Origin of the sequence: Pseudomonas sp. LABIM340 (genome assembly GCF_040017195.2) — a bacterium.
Classification (GTDB): domain Bacteria; phylum Pseudomonadota; class Gammaproteobacteria; order Pseudomonadales; family Pseudomonadaceae; genus Pseudomonas.
This window is the reverse complement of the sequence record NZ_CM200227.1, coordinates 3,027,008-3,045,579: the sequence shown is the minus strand read 5'-3', so window position 1 is coordinate 3,045,579 and position 18,572 is coordinate 3,027,008. Positions and strand designations below refer to the sequence as shown.

Here is an 18,572-nt window from a genome sequence, read left to right as displayed (position 1 = left end):
GCCGGGGCAGTTAGACCGCCGGGGATATATAGCAGAGTGTCCGAAGACCGAACGGGAAGTCCGGCCTTCGGAACTCGCTTACTCAGCGCGGCAACTTACAGCGCCATATCGCTGGAGGCCTTTTCCGGCGCCGGGGCGGCGTCGCTCGGCTGGGCGGCCGGGGCCGGGGCCGGGGCCGGGGCCGGGTCGATGGCCGGCGGCGGGTCCAGTTGCAGGACTTTGGCGGTGTAGCTCCACTCCTCGAACGTCTTCTCCGGGCTGTCGTTGAGTCTGGTGCCGTAGCTCGGGACGATCTGGTGGACCTTGGCCTGCCATTCAGGGGTGGCGAGTTTGTCCTTGAACACCTTCTCCAGCACGCTGAGCATGATCGGTGCGGCGGTGGAAGCGCCCGGCGATGCACCCAGCAGGCCGGCAATGCTGCCATCGGCGGAGGAGACGATCTCGGTGCCGAGCTTCAGCACGCCGCCCTTGTCCGCGTCACGCTTGATGATCTGCACGCGCTGGCCGGCCTGCCAGAGGCGCCAGTCCTCGGCCTTGGCCTCGGGGAAGTACTCGCGCAGCGCCGCGAGGCGGTCGTCGTCGGAGAGCATCAGCTGGCCGGCGAGGTATTCCACCAGCGGGTACTCGTCGATGCCCACGCGGGTCATCGGCCAGACGTTGTGGACGTTGGTGCTGCCCAGCAGGTCGAGGTACGAGCCTTCCTTGAGGAACTTGGTGGAGAAGGTGGCGAATGGCCCGAAGAGGATCACGCGCTTACCGTCCAGCACGCGGGTGTCCAGGTGCGGCACCGACATCGGCGGAGCGCCGACCGACGCCTTGCCGTAGGCCTTGGCCAGGTGCTGCTGGGCGATGGTCGGGTTCTCGGTGACCAGGAACGAGCCGCCCACCGGGAAGCCGGCGTAATCCTTGGCTTCCTCGATGCCGGACTTCTGCAGCAGGCGCAGGGCGCCGCCACCGGCACCGATGAAGACGAACTTCGCGTCGGTCTCGGTGACGCTGCCGTCCTTGAGGTTCTTGTAGCCGACGCGCCAGGTGCCATCGGCGTTGCGGGTGATGTCCTCGACTTCGCTGGAGAGCTTCAGGCTGAAGTTCGGCTTGCTCTGCAGGTAGCCGGCGAACTGGCGGGTGATCTCGCCGAAGTTCACGTCGGTGCCGATCGGCGTCCAGGTGGCGGCGATCTTCTGCGACGGGTCGCGGCCCTGCATCATCAGCGGGACCCACTTGGCGATCTGCGCCGGGTCCTCGGAGTATTGCATGCCGCGGAACAGCGGGCTGGCCTGCAGCGCCTCGTAGCGTTTCTTGAGGAAGGCGATGTTGTCGTCGCCCCAGACGAAGCTCATGTGCGGGGTGGTGTTGATGAACGAGCGCGGGTTCTTCAGCACGCCGTTCTGCACCTGCCAGGCCCAGAACTGACGGGAGATCTGGAACGACTCGTTGATCTCCACCGCCTTGGCGATGGTGACGTTGCCGTCCTTATCCTCGGGGGTGTAGTTCAGCTCGGCCAGGGCGGAGTGGCCGGTGCCGGCGTTGTTCCAGCCGTTGGAGCTTTCCTGGGCGACGCCGTCCAGGCGCTCGACCATCTCCATGCTCCAGCCCGGTTCCAGCTCATTGAGCCAGACGCCCAGGGTGGTGCTCATGATGCCGCCGCCGATCAGCAGCACATCGACTTTCTTGGTTTCCGCGAACGCGGGCGCGCAATTCACTGCCAGAGCGAGGCCCAGCAGCGCCCCGCTAACTTTCTTGATCATCGAAAGGTTTCTCGTCGTTAGGGCTTGGCCTTCCCCACCGGCGTCATACAGCGTGAAGGCCGTGCCCCGCGCATGGAGCGCGAACGATGGGCAAGGCGACAGATGACGAGGATGAGTCGGGACTCAGTTCCCTCCTCCGCCGGCTCTGGGGCCTGCTTGATGGAATGAGGGACGTCCTGCGCAGAGAGACACGCAAAGCCTTCGGCTTTGGCTCTTGTTGTGGGAGGGATGCATGGTCTGCTGAAACGTTTGCGCATTCTATAGAAAGCGAACTGCATCACCAACCTTTGCAGTCAACTATCGGCCGGCTGATCTGCCAGTCAGCCCCTTCCGATTGTTACAAACCATTGTAGGAGCGGGCCATGCCCGCGATCCGGCCGGCAAGCGGGCATCTGCCCCGCGCCCGCTTGCCGGCATGGTGAGGGATCGGTCGCGGGCATGGCCCGCTCCTACACCCAATGCACCACAGCGTTACCGAAACGCACCGAGAACGCGCACGAATCGCCCATCCGTTACCGTTCCGCCCTCTTCCCGCCCCTCACTTCCTGCACCGCAATCCCAATCCCACCGCTCTACCCCGCCTCATTCCGATCATTCCGCCATCATTGGCACGGCAACTGCTTTATTGCATGCATGGATAATTGGATCCAAAAATCCACGAGGAAACACCCCATGCGCCTGGTACCCGCTGCCCGCCCACCGATGAGCGCCGAAGACGAGGCCTACGACTACCTGCTCCAGGCCATCTGCACCGGTCGCTACAAGACCGGTGACCGCCTGGTGGCCGAAGACATCGCCAGCGAGATAGGCATGAGCCGGATGCCCGTGCGCGGCGCCTTCAAGCGCCTGGACGCCGAGGGCCTGGTGACCCTGCGGCCCAATCGCGGGGCCATCGTCAGTGGCCTGAACATCGAGGAGATGCGCGAAGTCTTCGAGATGCGCAGCGCCCTGGAAGGCCTGGCCATCCGCATCGCCGTGCCGCAACTGACCGACCGCGACCTCTCGCGCCTGGAGCGCATGCTCGACGAGATGGACGACTACCGCGACGACAGCGCCGAGTGGGTCAGCCGCCACCGCGCCTTCCACGAATACCTCTGCAGCCTCGCCGGGCGCCCGCGCCTGCTGCGCCAGATCACCGCGCTGTATTCGGTGATCGAGCCGCACATGCGCCTGTGGCTGCAGCACGTCGACAAACCCATGAGCGCCCGCGAGGAACACACGGTGATCCTCGATGCCCTGCGCTCGGGCGATGCCCGCGAAGCCGAGCGGGTCATCTGCGACCACATCGAGGGGACGATTCCCTCGCTGGCGAAGTTTCTGGAGGCACAAGCCACCTGAAAGCGCGTGCCACCCACGCGCCATCCACCCCAATGCAATCCACGAAGAAGCGAATCGAAGCAACGGGCGCCTAGACCCGTACTTCTGTGTCCCTGAACTGCCCCTGGCAACCCCACCCCGGAGCTCAACATGTTCGAACGCAGGATCCCGCAGTGCCTTCTCGCCCTTTGCCTGGCCGCCCCGCTGGCGCACGCCGATGTGAAGATTCCCGACCGCTTGCAGAACGCCAGCAAGGTGACCTTCTGCGGCGGCATGGACTCCCCGCCCATGGGCTTCTATGACTCGAACCAGAAGCTCACCGGGGTCACCATCGACCTGGGTGAAGCCATTGCCAAGCGTCTGGGCGACAAGAAGATCGACTGGCGCATCACGCCCTTCTCCGGGCTGATCCCGGCGCTACTGGCCGGCCAGTGCGACATGCTGGTGGATCAGCTGTTCGACAAGCCCGAACGGCGCGAAGTGATCGACATGGTCAACTACATGTACTCCAGCCAGGCCGTGGTGGTCGCCAAGGGCAACCCCGAGGGCATCCGCACGCTGGACGATCTCTCCGGCAAGAAGGTCGCGGTGCTCAACGGTTCGACCATCCGCACCCTGCTCGACGCCCACAACGAGAAGCTGGCCAAGGCCGGCAAGCCGCCGATGAAGGTAGTGGTCTACAACACCGACACCGACGCCTTCCAGTCCCTGCGCATCCGCCAGACCGACGCCTACGGCACCACCGTGGAAACCGCCGGCTACTACCAGAGCATGGCGCCGGACCTGTTCGAAATCGGCGTACCGGCCTTCGCCCGCATCCTCACCGGCCTGGGCATCCGCAAGGACGACAAGCAGCTCAGCGAGGCCGTCACGCAGATCATCAAGGACATGCAGGCCGACGGCAGCTACGCCGCGCTGCTGGCCAAGTGGCACATCGAAGGCGACAAACTGGACTGAGGTAACGAGACATGAACTTCAGTTGGGACGTGTTCTGGCAATACCTGCTGCGGCCGAGCGACATCTACCTCTATGGCCTCTGGCTGACCTGCGTGATCGCCGTCAGCGCGATGGTCCTGGGCTGCGTGCTCGGGCTGCTGGCAGCGCTGATGCGCCTGTCGACCAACCCGCTGCTGCAATACCCGGTGCGCTTCTACGTGTGGCTGATGCGCGGCACGCCGCTGCTGGTGCAGATCGTCTTCCTCTACACCGCGCTGGCCGCCGGCGGGATCTTCCGCTTCGAGGACCTGGACCTGGGGCTGTTCATCCTGCCGGGCAACATCCAGGCAGCGATCATCGCCCTGGGGCTCAACGAAGGCGCGTACATGGCCGAGATCATCCGCGCCGGCATCGGCGCGGTGGACAAGGGCCAGTACGAGGCCGGCAAATCCCTGGGGATGACCTTCCCCAAGCTGATGCGCCGCATCGTGCTGCCGCAGGCCTTCCGGGTGATCGTTCCGCCGCTGGGCAACGAGTTCAACGTGATGCTGAAGAACACCACGCTGGTCAGCGTGATCGGCGTGCAGGAACTGCTGCTGAGCACCCAGATGGTCACTTCGGCGACCTTCCGCGTGTTCGAGCTGTACCTGGTCGTGGCGATCTACTTCCTCGCCCTGACCACCCTGTGGGGGTTCTTCCAGCGCTGGCTGGAAGTGCGCTTCGGCAAATCCGACGGCCAGCCCGCCGCACCGAACCGAATGTTCGGCCGGCAGGCGATGAAACTGCTGAGGGGGCGTTGAGATGATCCCGGACATGAAAGACGTGGTGATCCAGGCCCGCGACGTACACAAGGCCTTCGGCGAGCTGGAGATCCTCAAGGGCGTGTCCCTGGAGGTGCGCCGTGGCGAAGTAGTGGTGCTGATCGGCGCCTCGGGCTCGGGCAAGACCACCTTCATCCGCTGCATGAACCACCTGGAAGACATCCAGGGCGGCAGCATCCGCGTCAACGGCGAGCTGATGGGCTACCGCGAACGCCCGGACGGCAAGCTGGTGCGCGACTCGGAAAGCAACATCGCCCGCCGTCGCCGCGACATCGGCATGGTGTTCCAGCGCTTCAACCTGTTCCCGCACATGACCGTGCTGGAGAACATCATCGAAGCGCCGACCCAGGTGCTCGGCGTACCCAAAGGCGAAGCGCTGGACCAGGCCCGCCGGCTTCTGGCGCGGGTGCGCCTGTCAGACAAGGCCGAGCACTACCCCGGCCAGCTCTCCGGCGGCCAGCAACAGCGCGTGGCCATCGCCCGCGCCCTGGCGATGAAACCCCAGGCCATGCTCTTCGACGAACCCACCAGCGCCCTCGACCCGGAAACCGTCGGCGAGGTCCTGCAGGTGATGAAGGAGCTGGCCGACGAAGGCATGACCATGGTGGTCGTCACCCACGAGATGGGCTTCGCCCGCGAAGTGGCCGACCGCGTGGTGGTGCTGCACCAGGGTGAACTCATCGAGGAAGGCCCGCCCGCGCAGGTCTTCGGCAATCCGCACCACCCGCGCACGCGGGAATTCTTAAGCCGCGTTCTCTAACGATAAGGACAAGTCATGCGTAAACGCGTTCTCTTCGCCAGTACTCTGACCCTCCTCGCCTGCGCCACCGCCGCGCAGGCCGACGACAAGCTGGTGCGCTTCTACAACTGGTCCGACTACATGGGCCCGGACACCCTGAAGAACTTCGAGAAGGACACCGGCGTCAAGGTCCAGTACGACGTCTTCGACACCAACGAGATGCTCGAAGCCAAGCTGCTCTCCGGCCACTCGGGCTACGACCTGGTGGTGCCGTCCAGCCAGTTCCTCACCAAGCAGATCAACGCCGGCGTCTACCAGAAGCTCGATCGCTCGCAGCTGCCCAACTGGAAGAACCTCGACCCGCGTCTGATGAAGCGCCTGGAAGCCGCCGACCCGGGCAACCAGTACGCCGTGCCCTACATGTGGGGCACCGTCGGCATTGGCTACAACTACGACAAGGTCAAGGCCGCCCTGGGCGACAGCGCCCCGCTGGACTCCTGGGACCTGATCTTCAAGCCGGAGAACCTGGCCAAGCTGCACGGCTGCGGCGTCGCCTTCCTCGACGCGCCAGTGAAGATCATCCCGCAGGCGCTGCACTACCTCGGTCTGAACCCGAACAGCACCAACCCGGACGACTACACCAAGGCCTCCGCCCTGCTGCAGAAGCTCGCCCCGTCGATCACCTACTTCAACTCCTCCAAGTACACCACCGACCTCGCCAACGGCGACATCTGCGTGGCGGTGGGCTACTCGGGCGACGTGATGCAGGCGCAGACCCGCGCCCAGGAAGCCGGCAAGAAGATCGACGTGCGCTACGTGATCCCCAAGGAAGGCGCCAACCTGTGGTTCGACATGCTCGCCATCCCGCGTGACTCGAAGAACCCCAAGGGCGCCCACGAACTGGTGAACTACCTGCTGCGCCCGGAAGTGATCGCCCCGGTCAGCGACTACGTCGGCTACGCCAACCCCAATACCGGAGCGACCGCGCTGCTCGACCCGAAAGTGCGTGACAACCCCGGCATCTACCCCAGCGACGCGGTGATCGAGAAGCTCTACGTCTCCGCCGACCTGCCGCCGAAAATCCAGCGCGTGATCACCCGCGAATGGACCCGAATCAAGACTGGCCAATGACCTTCGAAGAGCCCTGCCATGCTTAAGTTTTCCGCTCACGAGTATCCCTACGCCTCCCAGCGCCAGAGCGTGTTCGCCCGCAACGGCATGGTCGCCGCCTCGCAGCCCCTGGCTGCCGAGGCCGGCATCGCCATGCTGCGTGCCGGCGGCAACGCCATCGACGCTGCCATCGCCACCGCCGCCGCGCTGACCGTGGTCGAACCCACCGGCTGCGCCATCGGCGGCGACGCCTTCGCCCTGGTCTGGATCAAGGACCAGCTGCACGGCCTGGACGCCAGCGGCCACGCGCCCGCCTCCCTCTCCATCGACAAGGTCAAGGCCGCAGGCTTCGACAAGATGCCCGTACACGGCTGGCTGCCGGTCACCGTACCGGGCATTCCCTCGGCCTGGGCGGAACTGTCCGCGCGCTTCGGCAAGCTGCCTTTCGCCGACCTGCTGCAGCCCGCCATCGCGCTGGCCCGCGACGGTTTCCCGGTATCTCCGGTGGTCGCCCACCAGTGGGAAACCGCCCGCCGCGAATACCAGCAAAGCCGAGCCGCCGTTCCGGCACTGGAACCATGGTTCGACACTTTCACCATCAACGGCGAAGCGCCGCGCGCCGGCCAGTTGTTCCGCAACCCGGCCCAGGCGAAAACCCTCGCCGAGCTGGCCGAGACTAAGTGCGAAAGCTTCTACCGTGGCGCCATCGCCGAGCGCCTGGCCGCCCACTCCGCGGCCACCGGTGGCGAGCTGAGCGCCGCTGACCTGGCCGGCTACAAGCCCAAGTGGGTCGAGCCGATCAAGACCAACTACCGCGGCTATGACGTCTGGGAAATCCCGCCGGCCGGCCAGGGCCTGATCGCCCTGATGACCCTCAACATCCTCCAGGGCTACGACTTCGACCAGCGCGACAGTCAGCTCACCTGGCACCGCCAGCTCGAAGCGATGAAGAAGGCCTATGCCGACGGCCTGCACTACATCACCGACGCCGAGCACATGCGCGTCAGCACCGCCGCGCTGCTGTCCGACGACTACGCCGCGCGCCGTCGCGCCGAGATCGGCGAACAGGCTGCCGAGCCCAGACATGGCGACCCACACTCCAGCGGCACCGTGTACATCGCCACCGCCGACGGCGAGGGCAACATGGTCTCGTTCATCCAGAGCGCCTACCACGGATTCGGCTCCGGCGTGGTGCTGCCAGACAGTGGCATCGGCCTGCAGAACCGTGGCTCGGAGTTCAGCCTCGATCCGGCGCACTCCAACGCCCTGGCGCCGGGCAAGAAGACCTTCCACACCATCATCCCCGGCTTCCTCAGCAAGGATGGCGTGGCCGTCGGCCCGTTCGGCGTCATGGGTGGCTACATGCAGCCCCAGGGCCACGTGCAGATGGTGATGAACCTGGTGGACTTCGGCCTCAACCCCCAGGCCGCGCTGGATGCCCCGCGCTGGCAATGGCTGGGCGGCATGAAGGTCGGCATCGAGCAGCACGCCAACCGTGACCTGGCCTTCGGCCTGGCGCGTCGCGGCCACGACGTCGAGATCGCCTGCGACCTGACCGACTACGGACGTGGGCAGATCATCGTCCGCGATCCGCAGACTGGCGTGCTCTGCGGCGGCACCGAACCGCGTGCGGATTCGCATATCGCCGTGTGCTGAGGAGAAAGCCATGCACGCTCGTGACCTCAACCTTTCGCCACTGATACTGGGCGGCAACGTGTTCGGCTGGACGGTGGACGAAGCCATTTCTCGACGCCTGCTGGACGCGGCGTTCGACGCGGGGCTGAGCAGTATCGACACCGCGGATATGTACTCGGTCTGGGTGCCGGGTCACGAGGGCGGCGAGTCGGAGGCCATCATCGGCCGCTGGCTCGCCAGCCAGCCGGGACGCCGCACCGAGGTGACGCTGTGCACCAAGGTCGGCGCCGAACTCTCGGTACAGCGGCGCGGGCTGTCGCGCCGCTGGATCCTGCAGGGCGTCGAAGACTCCCTGCGGCGCCTGAACACCGACTACATCGATCTGTACTTCAGCCATTACCCCGATGACTGCACGCCCCACGAGGAAACCCTGCGCACCTACGAAGACTTGATCGCCTCTGGAAAGGTACGCGCCATCGGTGCGTCCAATTTCAGCCGGCAACAACTCGAGGCGGCCAAGGCAACTTCGCGCAACACCGGCCTCCCCGCGTACTCCGCGCTGCAAGTCCAGTACAACCTCTACGACCGCGCGGGCCACGAAACGGAAACCGCAGCCATCGCTGCCGAGCACGGCAACGTCGTGGTGACCTACTTCAGCCTCGCCTCGGGTTTCCTCACCGGCAAGTACCGTGGCACCAGCGACCTCACTGGCAGTGCTCGTGGCGAAGACCTGAAGGGTTACTTCGATGCCCGCGGGTTGAAGATTCTCGCAGCGCTGGACCAGGTCGCCGAAGAAACCCAGTCGTCGCCGGCCGAAATCGCCGTCGCCTGGCTCCGCCAGCAGCCCGGCATCACCGCTCCCATCGCCAGCGCCACCAGTGAACGCCAGCTCACCAGTCTGGTGCGGGCTACCCTGCTGAGCCTTTCCGCCACCCAACTCGCCACCCTCGACCTCGCCGGCCGGGCGGGCTGACGAGCTGCTGCGAGCCCTCCTTCAGGAGGGCTTGTGAGCAGAGCGCAGCAACCCTTATCATGAGAAGCATTCTCAAATGATAAAAGTTCTGCCATGCCCTCGGTCGACGCTCCCCTCCACGCCGCCGTCAGTGAGCTCTATCAGCACCATCACGGTTGGCTGCAAGGCTGGCTGCGTCGTCGCCTGGGCTGCCATGAACAGGCCGCCGACCTGGCCCAGGACACCTTCACGCGCCTGCTCGGCTCACGCCGGGTACTGGATGCCCGCGAGCCGCGCGCGTACCTCACCACGGTGGCCAAGGGGCTGATGATCAATTGGTTCCAGCGCCAGTCGCTGGAACGTGCCTACCTCGAAGCGCTCGCCAATCTGCCCGAAGAGCTGGCGCCCTCGCCGGAGCAGCGTTACCTCGTGCTGGAAACCCTGCACGAGGTGGATGCCCTCCTCGCCCGCCTGCCCGAGCCCGTGCGCCAGGCCTTCCTGCTGGCGCAGATCGAGGGGCTGAAGTACGAGGCCATCGCCCAGCGCCTTGGCGTATCCCTGGGGTCGGTGAAGCGCTATATGCAGCAAGCCTTTCGCCATTGCCTGGAGCTGATGGAATGAGCACCGCCGAGCCTATCGCCGCGCGTATCCTCGACGAGGCGGCGGACTGGCTGGTTCGCCTGCAGCAGGATGCCAGCGAGGAAAACCGCCGCGCCTGCGTCGACTGGCAACGCCAGAGCCCGCAACACGCGCGAGCCTGGGATCGTGCCGAACGTCTGCTGGGCCACCTTGGCAGCCTGCCTCCGGCGCTGGCGATGCCGACACTGGGCCGCGAACGCACGCTGGATCGCCGACGCGCCCTCAAGCAACTGGCCGTGCTGTTGGCCGTCGCTCCGGTCGGCCTGGCCGCCTGGCGGACGCAGCCCTGGCAGGACTGGAGCGCCGACCAGCACACCGGGATCGGCGAGCTGCGCAAGTTGCCGCTACCCGATGGCAGCCTGCTGACGCTCAACACCGACAGCGCGGTGGACATCGCCTTCACCCCGGCACAGCGCCTGGTGCGTCTGCTGCGCGGGGAGATATTCCTCGATGCGCGTGCGGACAGCCGGCCATTTCTGGTCACAACCCGCGAAGGCCGGGTGAATACCCGCGAGGCCCGCTTCAACGTGCGTCAGGGCGACACCTCCACCAGCGTCTCCGTCCTTCACGGTCGCGTCGAAGTGGCGCCGCTGCAGGGCCTCAGCCAATGGCTGGGCGCCGGGGAGTCAGTACTGCTATCGGCGAGAAGTATCAACGCCGCCCCACCATCCCCCAGCCCGGATGCCTGGACCCACGGCATGCTGATGGCCGACCGCATGCCCCTGCAGACGTTGCTGGACGAGCTGAGTCGCTACCGCCATGGTCTGCTGCGTTGCTCCCCCGCCGTGGCAAATCTGGCGGTATCCGGGGCTTTTCCCCTGCTGGACAGCAACCTTGCGCTGTCGATGCTGCAGTCCACCTACCCCTTACGAATCCGCCGGATGACGGACTTCTGGATCACCCTTTCAGCCGCCTGAAGACAAGTGCCGGGCGTTGATGCAAAATATTTTCAAAAAGAAGTGAGACTTTTTCTCACCTCGACTGGCAACAGGGGAACATCTCCCGACACGAAGCCCGCAGAGGCCCGAAGGTACCCCGTCCATGTCCAGCAGCAGACACGCCCAACACTCTTCGCTTTCCCTGGCGGTACGCACCGCCCTTTTCTCCCTCGCGGTTGCTGTCGCAGCGCCGGTGACGGCAGCGCCGGCTGCCAGCGAAATGCGCAGCTACAGCATCGCCCCCGGCCCCTTGGGTCGCGCCCTGGCATCGTTTGCCGCCGAGACCGGCGTGCATCTGTCCTTCGACCCGACGCTGACCGATGGCCTGCAGAGTCCTGGGCTGAGCGGCGACTACTCGACCCGCAGCGCCCTGGAGCGGCTGCTGCAAGGCAGCGGCCTGGAGCTGGAGCAGCGCGGCGACGGCACTTTCACCCTGGTCCGTTCGCCCAGCCCCGATGCCCTGCAGATGCAACCTTCGCTGATCACCGGCCAGGCCGCCGGCCCTGAAGATCTGCCAGCCGAGTACGCTGGCGGTCAGGTGGCGCGCGGTGGACGCCTCGGTCTGCTGGGCAACACTGACCTGATGGATGCGCCCTTCAGCATCACCAGCTACACCGAGAAGACTATCCAGGACCAGCAAGCGCGCAGCGTCGCCGATGTACTGAGCAACGAGCCATCGGCGCAGATCGGTAGTGCGCGCACCAACCTCAACGAGGACTTCTCCCTGCGCGGCTTCCCGGTGGTCAGCGCCGACGTCGCGCTCAACGGCATGTACGGCCTGGCGCCATTCTTCCGCGTCCCGGTGGAAATGGCCGAACGCGTGGAGGTGGTCAAGGGCCCGAGCACCATGCTCAACGGCATGCCTCCCAGCGGCAACGTCGGTGGCGCGGTGAATCTGGTGACCAAGCGCGCCGGCGACGAGCCGCTGACGCGTGTGACCATGGACTACCTGTCCGATTCGGTGTTCGGAACCCACGTCGACGTCGGCCGTCGTTTCGGTGAGAGCAAGGAGTTCGGCGTGCGCTTCAACGGCGTGTACCGCAATGGCGACACCACCATTGACAAACAGGAACTGGAAGACGGCCTGGGCTCCCTTGGCCTGGACTACGCTGGCGAACGTCTGCGCCTTTCCGCCGACTACATCTGGCAGCGCGAGGACATCACCAACGTGGTTCGCCAGTTCTCCGTCGGCCCCGGTGTGACGAAGATTCCCCACGCCCCGGACAACGACCTGAACTACCCCGGCTACGGCGATTCCGAAATGATCGACCGGACCCTGGTGGTGCGCGGCGAATACGACCTCACTGACTGGCTGACCGGCTACGCCGGCTATGGCGACCGTCGCAGCGAGATGGATGCGCTGGCCGGCAACCCGGTGCTCATGGGCAATGACGGTGACTTCGTTTCCAGCCCGGCCTGGCAGGTCTACGACGTTGGCTCGCACTCTGCCGAGGCGGGCCTGCGCAGCACCTTCAACACCGGACCGGTGGAGCACCGGCTGAACTTCGGCGCGACCCGCGTGGTGCAGAACTCGGACATATTCTTCCTCTACACCGCCTTCCCGTCGCGTGCGTCGAATATCTACAACCCGGTCTACGAAGGCACGCCGAGCACGGACGACTACCCGAAGAATGTGCAGAAGTACACGGCCCAGACCCTCACCAGCTATGCGCTGGCTGACACCTTGTCGATCCTCGACGGCCGCGTTGAACTGACCCTCGGAGCGCGCAAGCAGCGCGTGGAATCGCAGAACTTCGAGATGAACGTCGGCACCCCGGCGGGCGACGGCTACGACGAGGAAGAGACCACGCCCATGGGCGGCATCGTGGTCAAGCCGTGGGAAAACATTTCGCTCTATGCCAACTACATCGAGGGCCTGAGCCCGGGCGAAACCGCCCCCATCGGCAGCATCAACGCCGGCGAAATGCTCTCGCCCTATGTCTCCAAGCAGAAGGAAGTCGGCATCAAGGGCGAGTGGGACGGCTTCGGCGCGACCCTGGCCGCGTTCGAGATCAAGCGCCCGAACAGCGTCAACGACAACGGTCGCTTCACCCGAGGCGGAGAACAGCGCAACCGTGGCCTTGAACTGAGCCTGTTCGGCGAGGTAACCGAAGGCGTGCGCCTGCTCGGCGGCGCGTCCTATACCCAGGCCAAGCTGACCAAGACCCAGGACGGCCAGTACGACGGCAACGATGGCATCGGCGTACCGCGCAAGCAGCTGAACCTCGGCGGCGAGTACGACATCACCCAGGTGCCCGGCCTGACCGTCACCGCCCGCACGATCTACACCGACGAGCAGTACGTGGACCAGGCCAACAGCCTCAGCATCCCCGACTGGTGGCGCCTGGACCTGGGCGCGCGTTACCGCTTCGACACTCTCGGCAAGCCGGTAGTGTTGCGCGCCAACCTGGATAACGTGTTCGACAAGGACTACTGGGGTACCTCCACTGCCGGGTACCTGTACCTGGGTGAGGGTCGCACCCTGCAGTTGTCCGCGAGCGTGGACTTCTAAAGAAGAAAGAGCCTGACGATGACCGCCAAAGCCCTCCGCACCTGGTACCTGGTGCACAAGTGGACCAGCCTGATCTCCACGGTATTCCTGCTGATGCTCTGCCTCACGGGCCTGCCGCTGATCTTCCACGAAGAAATCGAGCACTACTTCGAGCCACACCCGGAGCTCAAGCCACTCACCGAGCAGTCGCCGAAGATCGACTACGACGACGTGGTGGCCCGCGCCCTGGCCAAGCGGCCCGGCGAAGTGGTGCGCTTCGTGTTCTGGGAGCAGGACGATCCGCTGGGCGCGGTCCTCACCGCTCCGACCCTGGTGCCGCCGCCGGAGAATGGCCACATCCAGCCCTTCGACGCGCGCACCGGGGAGTTCTTCGATCCGCTGCCACCACCGGGCGGCTTCATGTACATCATGCTCAAGCTGCACACCGACCTGTTCATGGGCCTGCCCGGCTACCTGTTCCTCGGCTTCATGGGCCTGCTGCTGGTGGCCTCGCTGGTGTCCGGCGTGGTGGTCTACACGCCCTTCATGCGCAAGCTGGACTTCGCCACCGTGCGCTCGCAGCGCAGCTCGCGGCTGAAGTGGTTGGACCTGCACAACGTGCTGGGTATCGTCACTCTTGCCTGGGTGCTGGTGGTGGGCGTCACTGGAGTGATCAACACCCTGGCGCTGCCGATCCTCATGCTCTGGCAAGGCGGCCAATTGGCCGAGATGACCGCGCCCTACAAGGAGTTGCCGCCGCTGGAACAGCTCGGCTCGCTGCACAAGGCCATCGAAACCGCCCGCCAGGCGGCGCCGGACATGAAGCCCAGCTTCGTCGGCTTCCCCGGCACGCAGTTCAGCAGCCAGCACCACTACGCCGTATTCATGCGCGGCAACACCCCGCTGACCGAACGCCTGCTCAAGCCCGCGCTGGTGGATGCCGAAACCGGCGAGCTGACCGACATGCGCGAAATGCCGCTGTACGTGAAGACCCTCCTGCTGTCCCAGCCGCTGCACTTCGGCGATTACGGCGGCATGCCGCTGAAGATCGTCTGGGCACTACTGGACATCGTCAGCATCGCCATCCTCGCCAGCGGCCTGTACCTGTGGCTCGGCCGGCGCCGTACGCCCATAGAGAAACGCCTCGCGGAACTGAACTCCGGCGGCCTGGCGACGGAGGTCAAGGCATGAGACGCGGACTCTGGATGATCTTCCGCTGGCCCGTCGCGCTGGCCGTGCTGAGCACCTTCGGGCTGCTCTCGGCGCTGCTCGGCGACGGGGTTTTCGACGTGCTGTCGTGGATTTCCCTTGGTGTTCCGCTGCTGCTGATCGTCTTTGTATGGATGAGAATGCCCCGTCGTCCCAAGGAGCCACGCTGAAATGACCGCCATGCCGCCCCAGGCGCCCACCCTCAACCTGCGCCCGCTGATGTTCGAGACCTTCGTCTGCACGGTGGCGGTGATGTCCTTCGTCGCGCTGATCGGACCGGTGGCGCGCACCCTGGGTCTGGCGCCCTGGCAGGCTGGGATGACGGTCACCGTCGGCGGCATCGCCTGGATGCTCATGGCGCGAGTCTGGGGCATCGCCAGCGACCGCCTCGGCCGCCGCCGCGTGCTGCTCAGCGGCCTGGCCGGCTTCGCGGTCACCTACGCGCTGCTCTGCGCCTTCATGGCGCTGGCACTGAATACCTCCATGTCGCCGCTGCCGGCCTTCATCGGCATAGTCGCGCTGCGCGGCCTGGCGGGCGGTTTCTATGCCGCCGTGCCGGCCTGCTCGGCGGCGCTGGTAGCCGACCATGTGAGCGCAGACAAGCGCGCCTCGGCCATGGCCGGGCTGGGTGCCGCCAGCGCCGTCGGCATGGTGGTCGGCCCGAGCTTCGCCGGTCTGCTGGCCATGCTCGGCCTGGCCCTGCCGCTGCTGCTCACCTGCCTGCTGCCGCTGCTGGCATTCGCCGTTCTGTGGCGCTGGCTGCCCGATAGCCAGCGCGTCAGCGAACGCAAGGGCCCGGCGCTGGCGATCAGCGACAAGCGCCTGCGCCGCTCGCTCACCCTGGGCTTCATCGCCATGGTCTGCGTGACCGTGGCGCAGATGACCGTCGGCTTCTTCGCCCTCGACCGCCTGCAGCTGCCACCGGCCGATGCCGCCCGCGTCGCCGGCATCGCGCTCACCTCGGTGGGCGTGGCGCTGATCTGCGCGCAGATGCTGGTGCGCAAGCTGAACTGGGCGCCGCTGCGCCTGATCAGCGTGGGCGGCACCGTCTCCGCACTGGGCTTCGGTTCGGTGTGCTTCGCCGTATCCCCATGGATGCTCTATGCCTCCTGCTTCGTCGCTGCCGCCGGCATGGGCTGGGTCTTCCCTGCCGTCTCGGCGCTCAACGCCAACGCCGTGGAAGCCGACGAACAGGGTGCCGCGGCGGGCAGTCTGGTGGCCGTGCATGGCCTGGGCATGATCAGCGGCCCGCTGCTGGGCACCCTGCTGCACCAGCTGGATAGCCGCGCACCCTATGTACTGGTCGCCGCGCTGCTGCTGTTCGGCGTCGCCTGGACCGTGCTGCCGCGCAAGAGCGCCACTGCATGACTGTTGCGGACGTCGTGCTGCAGGCCCTTCTCGCTATTGCATTGCTGGGTTGGTGGCTGCGGCGTCGGGCCCTGGCAATGGTCGCCGCCCTGCTCGCTCTGGTCACGGCGCTATATGACGTATGGGACGACCGCTGGCAGGCGGGAGCCGGCGCAGTGGTCGCCCTGCTGCTGGTGCTGGCCCTGCTGGTGCGGCGCAAGCGCCCGGCGCGGCTCCCGCTCTGGTCGGGACTGCTCTTCAGCCTGCTGACAGGCCTGGCGTTCGCTGCGCTGTACTTCTTCCCGGTTTCGCCACTGCCCAAGCCGGGCGGGCCCTATCAGGTCGGTGTACGCGACTTCGAGCTGGTCGACGCCAGCCGTACCGGCGTGCTCGGCGCGCCTGCCGGCAAGGCCCGGCGCCTGCTGGTGCGGGTCTGGTATCCAGCCCGGCCGGTGGCGGGCAGCGAACCACGCAACTACTTCAGCGCCGCCGAATCACGCAGCACCGCACGCGGCTTCGGCGAGTTGTTCCATTTCCCGCCGCTGCTCACGCACCTTCGTCACCTGCGGACCAACTCCTTTGAAAACGCACCGTTGCGCGCCAACCTGGGCAGCCTTCCCGTGGTGCTCTACAGCCATGGCTATGGCTCCTTCGCCGGCATGAATGGACGGATCATGGAGGAACTGGCCAGCAACGGTTACGCGGTCTACTCCGTGCAACACACCGGCGACGCCTCCCCCACACTGTTCCCCAACGGCGAAGTGGCGCCGACCGACCCGGCCCTCTACGAGCACCTGCGCTACGCCTTCGAACACGGCTTTTCACCGCTCCTGCTGCAAGGCTATGGCGAGGTTGACCTGGCCCGCCGCCTCGACGGGCAATTGCGATTCGCTACCGAGACCACGCCGCCGGCCGACCGCGCCATCCACCTCAGCGCACCGGTCTGGCTGGCCGACCGGCTGTTCGTCCACGACCGCCTGCAGGCCGGCGAAGTGCCGCCGAATGTGGCCGACCTGGTGGCCGCCAGCGACTTCGCCCATACCGGCGAGATGGGCATGTCCTTCGGCGGCTCCACCAGCGGCGCCGTCTGCCTGGTGGACAAGCGCTGCGCGGCAGCGGTGAATCTGGACGGTGGCGACTTTGACTTCCTGCCCTTCGACAAGGACCTACCAGTGCCGCTGCTGATGCTGCATTCGGACCTGTCGCTGTTCTACCGCATGCTCGGCCTGACGCCGCCGTCCCGGCCGCGCAGCTTCAACGACTTCTCCTACGAGAGCCTGCAACACGCCGGGCAGAACCCGCGCATCCATCGCCTGGTACTGCGCGACGCCCTGCATGCGGGCCTCACCGACAATGCGCTGTACATGCGCCGTCCACTGCGCGACAAGCTCATTGGCAGCGCACCCACCGACGTTCTGATCGAGGCACCGGCGGCGCTGGTTCTGGGCTTCTTCGACCACTACCTGCGCGGGCGCGACAACGGCTTCCCGCAGGCGCAGATCGCACCCTGGGCCGACTGGCTGACGCCCTACAGCAACAGCGCGGTGAGCCAGTGGTGGAACGCTCTGCCAGAGGTTGAACGTGCCCAGTGGGGGGAGCGCATCCGCGCGATGCACGCCCAGCGCCAGGCGCTGGGCCGCTGAAAGCCTGAAGGACGCGCAACCGATCGGCTGCCTTAGCCACAGACGCCTTCACAAGGTCGTGGACACGCCGCGCCGATCCAGTTCAAACACCTTGCTGCGCTGCAGGCACTCGCGCAGCCAACGCTCGGCCTTGCCCGGGTGACGCCGGCGTTGCCAGAGCAGGTCGACGCCCACCAACCAGTCCGTGTGCGGATAAGCCTCCAGCTGCAATTCCACCAGTTCGCCCGCTGCCAGCTCGCGCTGGATCAGTTGCCGAGGCAGGGTTGCCCAGCCGAGACCAGCGCGGACCATTTCCACCAGTGCCAGGTAACTCTCCGCCTGCCAGACCTGGGCGGCGCGCAGGTATTCGCTGCTGGGCAGCTTGTGGGCATGGGCGACGAAGGCCAGGCGACGGTGCGCGTGCAGGTCCGCGAAGCCAACTCGCTCGCGCTGTGCCAGCGCGAACTGCGCATGGCAGACGTGGGCCATGATCAGTTTGCCCAGTTGCTGGAAGGCCAGCTCCTGTGGGTACTCCGGCTGGGAGAACGCCACGCCGAGGTCAGCCTCCCCCTTGAGCACCAACTCGCTGACATCACCGTGCACGGGGTGGCGGATCAGCAGGTCGACGAAGGGGAATGCGGCGCCGAATTCGCGCAGCACCGGGATCAGTGAACCGTAGGGCACTTCGATGGCCAGGGTGAGCGAGGGCTCGACCTGTTCCGCCAGGCTGTCGGCGCTGCCTTCCAGCGCATAGCAGCGCTCCAGTACCGCCTCTGCCTGCAGTAACAGCTTGCGGCCGGCAGCGGTGAGGGCCGGGATGCGGCTGGAGCGGTCGAACAGTTCCACGCCCAGGTCCGTCTCCAGGTTGGCGATCGCCGCGCTGACCGTGGACTGCGTCCGCCCCAGACGCCGCGCCGCGGCGGAAAAGGACCCGGCCTGAACCGCCGTGACGAACACCTGCAACTGCTCCAGCGAAAAGCGCATGGCTGATCTCCCTTCTATCCATCGATGCTAGCGATGGTTATTCATTTGTTCCATCGCTTATTTCGCAGGAATATTCCTCCCGAC

At 66.0% G+C, this 18,572-nt stretch carries 16 protein-coding genes; 14 read left to right on the top strand and 2 right to left on the bottom strand.

Annotation, left to right across the window (positions count from 1 at the left end; all coding sequences use genetic code 11):
* Nucleotides 1-95: 95 nt before the first annotated feature.
* Nucleotides 96-1,748 carry a malate dehydrogenase (quinone) gene (gene mqo, locus ABKS89_RS14195; protein WP_348588970.1) on the bottom strand — a complete coding sequence of 551 codons (1,653 nt, stop codon included), beginning with the start codon at nucleotides 1,746-1,748 and terminating at the stop codon, nucleotides 96-98.
* Between the two features lie 672 nt (nucleotides 1,749-2,420).
* Here mqo and ABKS89_RS14190 point away from each other — a divergent pair.
* From ABKS89_RS14190 to ABKS89_RS14125, 14 genes are all read left to right on the top strand, one after another.
* Nucleotides 2,421-3,086 (top strand): GntR family transcriptional regulator, encoded by a 666-nt coding sequence (locus ABKS89_RS14190; RefSeq protein WP_081518192.1) that lies wholly within the window; start codon nucleotides 2,421-2,423, stop codon nucleotides 3,084-3,086.
* A 129-nt stretch (nucleotides 3,087-3,215) separates the two neighbouring features.
* Nucleotides 3,216-4,022: an ABC transporter substrate-binding protein gene (locus ABKS89_RS14185; protein WP_081518193.1), complete on the top strand. Its 807-nt coding sequence runs from the start codon at nucleotides 3,216-3,218 to the stop codon at nucleotides 4,020-4,022.
* Nucleotides 4,023-4,033: 11 nt separating this feature from the next.
* Nucleotides 4,034-4,801 carry an amino acid ABC transporter permease gene (locus ABKS89_RS14180; RefSeq protein WP_138216801.1) on the top strand — a complete coding sequence of 256 codons (768 nt, stop codon included), beginning with the start codon at nucleotides 4,034-4,036 and terminating at the stop codon, nucleotides 4,799-4,801.
* A 1-nt stretch (nucleotide 4,802) separates the two neighbouring features.
* A complete protein-coding gene (locus ABKS89_RS14175; RefSeq protein WP_138216802.1) occupies nucleotides 4,803-5,582 on the top strand; it encodes an amino acid ABC transporter ATP-binding protein in 780 nt (259 codons plus the stop codon).
* 15 nt (nucleotides 5,583-5,597) lie between these two features.
* Nucleotides 5,598-6,692 (top strand): polyamine ABC transporter substrate-binding protein, encoded by a 1,095-nt coding sequence (locus ABKS89_RS14170; RefSeq protein WP_192223659.1) that lies wholly within the window; start codon nucleotides 5,598-5,600, stop codon nucleotides 6,690-6,692.
* Nucleotides 6,693-6,710: 18 nt separating this feature from the next.
* Complete coding sequence (locus tag ABKS89_RS14165; RefSeq protein WP_348588971.1) at nucleotides 6,711-8,327, top strand: gamma-glutamyltransferase family protein; 1,617 nt, start codon at nucleotides 6,711-6,713, stop codon at nucleotides 8,325-8,327.
* Between the two features lie 10 nt (nucleotides 8,328-8,337).
* A complete protein-coding gene (locus ABKS89_RS14160) occupies nucleotides 8,338-9,279 on the top strand; it encodes an aldo/keto reductase (protein WP_348588972.1) in 942 nt (313 codons plus the stop codon).
* A 93-nt stretch (nucleotides 9,280-9,372) separates the two neighbouring features.
* Nucleotides 9,373-9,879, top strand: a complete 507-nt coding sequence (locus ABKS89_RS14155; RefSeq protein ID WP_192382624.1) for a sigma-70 family RNA polymerase sigma factor — start codon at nucleotides 9,373-9,375, stop codon at nucleotides 9,877-9,879.
* Nucleotides 9,876-10,814: a FecR domain-containing protein gene (locus ABKS89_RS14150; RefSeq protein WP_348588973.1), complete on the top strand. Its 939-nt coding sequence runs from the start codon at nucleotides 9,876-9,878 to the stop codon at nucleotides 10,812-10,814. Before ABKS89_RS14155 ends, ABKS89_RS14150 begins: the two co-directional genes overlap by 4 nt.
* A gap of 124 nt (nucleotides 10,815-10,938) precedes the next feature.
* The gene (locus tag ABKS89_RS14145; protein ID WP_348588974.1) at nucleotides 10,939-13,347 is read left to right on the top strand and encodes a TonB-dependent siderophore receptor; all 2,409 of its coding nucleotides are present in this window, start codon (nucleotides 10,939-10,941) and stop codon (nucleotides 13,345-13,347) included.
* 18 nt (nucleotides 13,348-13,365) lie between these two features.
* A complete protein-coding gene (locus ABKS89_RS14140; protein WP_348588975.1) occupies nucleotides 13,366-14,517 on the top strand; it encodes a PepSY-associated TM helix domain-containing protein in 1,152 nt (383 codons plus the stop codon).
* Nucleotides 14,514-14,705, top strand: a complete 192-nt coding sequence (locus tag ABKS89_RS14135; protein WP_081518216.1) for a hypothetical protein — start codon at nucleotides 14,514-14,516, stop codon at nucleotides 14,703-14,705. Before ABKS89_RS14140 ends, ABKS89_RS14135 begins: the two co-directional genes overlap by 4 nt.
* Before the next feature lies 1 nt (nucleotide 14,706).
* Nucleotides 14,707-15,903, top strand: coding sequence for an MFS transporter (locus tag ABKS89_RS14130; protein ID WP_348588976.1), 1,197 nt, complete (start codon nucleotides 14,707-14,709; stop codon nucleotides 15,901-15,903).
* Complete coding sequence (locus tag ABKS89_RS14125; protein WP_348588977.1) at nucleotides 15,900-17,525, top strand: alpha/beta hydrolase family protein; 1,626 nt, start codon at nucleotides 15,900-15,902, stop codon at nucleotides 17,523-17,525. Before ABKS89_RS14130 ends, ABKS89_RS14125 begins: the two co-directional genes overlap by 4 nt.
* 48 nt (nucleotides 17,526-17,573) lie before the next feature.
* Here the strand turns inward: ABKS89_RS14125 and ABKS89_RS14120 are convergent, their stop codons facing one another.
* Nucleotides 17,574-18,488 (bottom strand): LysR family transcriptional regulator, encoded by a 915-nt coding sequence (locus tag ABKS89_RS14120; protein ID WP_348588978.1) that lies wholly within the window; start codon nucleotides 18,486-18,488, stop codon nucleotides 17,574-17,576.
* Nucleotides 18,489-18,572 lie beyond the last annotated feature (84 nt).